Source organism: Solidesulfovibrio alcoholivorans DSM 5433, assembly GCF_000702665.1.
GTDB lineage: Bacteria > Desulfobacterota > Desulfovibrionia > Desulfovibrionales > Desulfovibrionaceae > Solidesulfovibrio > Solidesulfovibrio alcoholivorans.
Map to the genome: position 1 here is coordinate 1 of NZ_JNJA01000053.1, position 2,505 is coordinate 2,505.

4 protein-coding genes are annotated in these 2,505 nt (G+C 50.3%); all 4 read left to right on the top strand.

Translation table 11 applies throughout. The features are described 5' to 3' along the window. Positions 1–122: 122 nt before the first annotated feature. The 4 genes from Q368_RS25385 (at position 123) to Q368_RS0122715 (ending at position 2,416) form a co-directional block, all read left to right on the top strand. Positions 123–275: a helix-turn-helix domain-containing protein gene (locus Q368_RS25385; RefSeq protein ID WP_245611461.1), complete on the top strand. Its 153-nt coding sequence runs from the start codon at positions 123–125 to the stop codon at positions 273–275. A 15-nt stretch (positions 276–290) separates the two neighbouring features. Next, positions 291–536, top strand: a complete 246-nt coding sequence (locus Q368_RS0122705; RefSeq protein WP_029461296.1) for a helix-turn-helix domain-containing transcriptional regulator — start codon at positions 291–293, stop codon at positions 534–536. Between the two features lie 452 nt (positions 537–988). Further along, positions 989–2,140 (top strand): hypothetical protein, encoded by a 1,152-nt coding sequence (locus Q368_RS26400; RefSeq protein ID WP_156955906.1) that lies wholly within the window; start codon positions 989–991, stop codon positions 2,138–2,140. Positions 2,141–2,230: 90 nt separating this feature from the next. After that, positions 2,231–2,416, top strand: a complete 186-nt coding sequence (locus Q368_RS0122715) for a hypothetical protein (protein WP_029461298.1) — start codon at positions 2,231–2,233, stop codon at positions 2,414–2,416. Positions 2,417–2,505: the final 89 nt, after the last annotated feature.

Sequence of the window (2,505 nt, forward strand, 5' to 3'; positions counted from 1 at the left end):
CTTTCCCGGGGGGAGACAGCCGCCAGCCTCCAAGGGGAGGTGGATGCACAATTCTAATTGTCGCTGATGCTCAGGAGTAATTGTCGCCGATCACCATGCTGGACGCCCGGTAGAAAGCCGGCTTGACCCAAGCGCAAGTTGCCGAGCGCATGGGCGTCGAACAGCCCGTAGTGGCGAAGACCGAGGGCGGCCGTTCAAACGTCTCCATCGACACCTTAAAGCGCTACGCCCACGCCACCGGATGCAAAATCAAGGTGGAGTTTGTTCCGGCCTGAACACATGAGGGAAACATGAGTCCCGTCCGTGACTTCGATGACACGCTTAAAGAGCTTTTGAGCGACCCGGAACAGGCGGTCCAATATCTCCGCGCCGCCATGGAAGAAAGCGACCCCCGTGCGTTGGCCGTGGCCATTCATGATGTGCTGAAAGCTGTTCGCTCCGCGCCCGAGGAGAACGACGCCGAAACGGAGGCCCTGTGTCGTGCCCTTGCGGGGCTGAAACAAGCGGGAGTGACCCTAGATTTCCTGGCGCGGTAGACACCCCCATGGGGGCTTTGACCCCAAGGAGCTTTGATATGCTGCGCTTCCCCTGCGGTGCGGACGCCTGACGAAGGGTATATGGATTCCAAGCTAAAACACGACCTCATGCGGGAAGCCTGTGAGGTAGATACCCCAGATGATCGCAAGGGTCGCCGTGATCGACACGAAACGGCTTGCAAGGACAAAAGGCGGAACAGAGGGTGCTGTGGTATCTGCGGCTCGGAGAATGTCATTCGCCAGGGTGTGGCCGTTTGCCACCAGTGCGGCAAGGAGGAGCCGTACGTGATGATAGAGGCCGATTGGTTCCAGACGTGGTTTGATGCGGCACAGCAAAAGGAACGCTGGCCTCATCCCCCCTGCGGACATGAACCGGATAAGCGACAACGGTTGACCATGCCGCAAGATGCCTACGTCCTGAAATGTCCGGACTGCGGAGCCGTACATGGACCGTGTTGCCCAGCCTGCGGGAAACCTTCCTGGAAAGCAGGAGACAAGGCGTTTTGCACCCAGTGCGGTTTTCGACGAGAAAGACGATAACGACATTTCCCCGACCTAAGCCGCGAGTGACCATCGTGCCAGCGGCTCTCAGGAAAACGATAAGCCCGCCTCCCCCTGTCCAGGGTCTTCAAGGTCGACCCCAAACGCTTATTTGCAGTGTAGCCCGGCAGGATCACCATGAACCAAAACTCCTCCATGGCACAGCATATCAGCGCACAACGCGCTATCGCAGCACGAGTTTTAAAATGAAAAAATCTATTTTCTCAGCAACAGAATTAATAACCGCGCTCATTGAAAGCAATGACCAATATTACACAGATATTGGTAGAATCAACTACATAATTGAACGTTACATAAGATACAACAAAGGCAATGCAAGCATATGGCTACAAGACGCCTTTGGCCGCACGATGGACCTCTACCAAGAAGGCAACAACACTGCAGAAAATATTGAAACTTTACTAAAACTTACAATTATCGTGTTTATTCTTGAAGGACTACACATAAAAATCGAAGGGAAATCCTACAACAATTCTGACAACTCGCTAGACATTTCCTTCATTCTCGACAATTTTTCACAAGTCCATACAAGCAAACAAAATCTTAAAACTTTTTTTGAAGATAAACAATATCCATTGCCATATTTTCTATTCAAAACGAGCCAAAACAATTCAAAAACACATTCCGAAGAAAACAAAAACAAATTTAGAATAGCATATAGAGAAGTATTTGAGTCATATGAATTTGACGAACAACTCGAAACACTTCGCAAACTAAACCCAACGACCATCACTGAATTTGCCCAAAAAAGAGACCTGCTCAAACAAATCGAGCAAGAAAAACGTAATTTTATAAATTCTGAAGATATTACCATTCAACATACAAATTTCTCGCTTCATGACATAACAAAAGAAAGCATAGTCCTAATACTCGAAACCCTCTGCCGCGATCACACACTCATTGCCAACGAACTACAAGCCCGGGGGCTGACAAGAGAGCGGATCGGGCAGCTCATGAATTTCAAAGAGGGAGGCACAAGCAAGGACGCATGCATCAAACGAGCATCCAGGATGCTGAAACCAAAGAAGAAAAATACAAAATAAAATATCCCTGTTTGTCCCGCATTTTGTCCATCCCTTCCGACTTACCAATTCGCTAGCCTCCCGTGAAAGACAACCCTCACGGGAGGCTTCATGTCCAACATCCTTGATGAAACCGTTTCGACCCTACAGTCAGTCCTACCTCCGGTCTTTGCCGGGCTCGCCCTGGACGAACTGACTGACGGGGCCATCAACTGGCGAACCATCCAGAATGCCAGGAGTAATCCCGACATCGACATTCCTCGCGAGTGCTTCATTTACTCGGGCCGCAAAGTCTGAGGTGGTCGCGGAAAATTGGACAGCCTGCTAAGCTATAGTCCTCAAGCGAGGAGGACGGTTTTCAATGTCCCAGCGACGGAAGTTTTCAG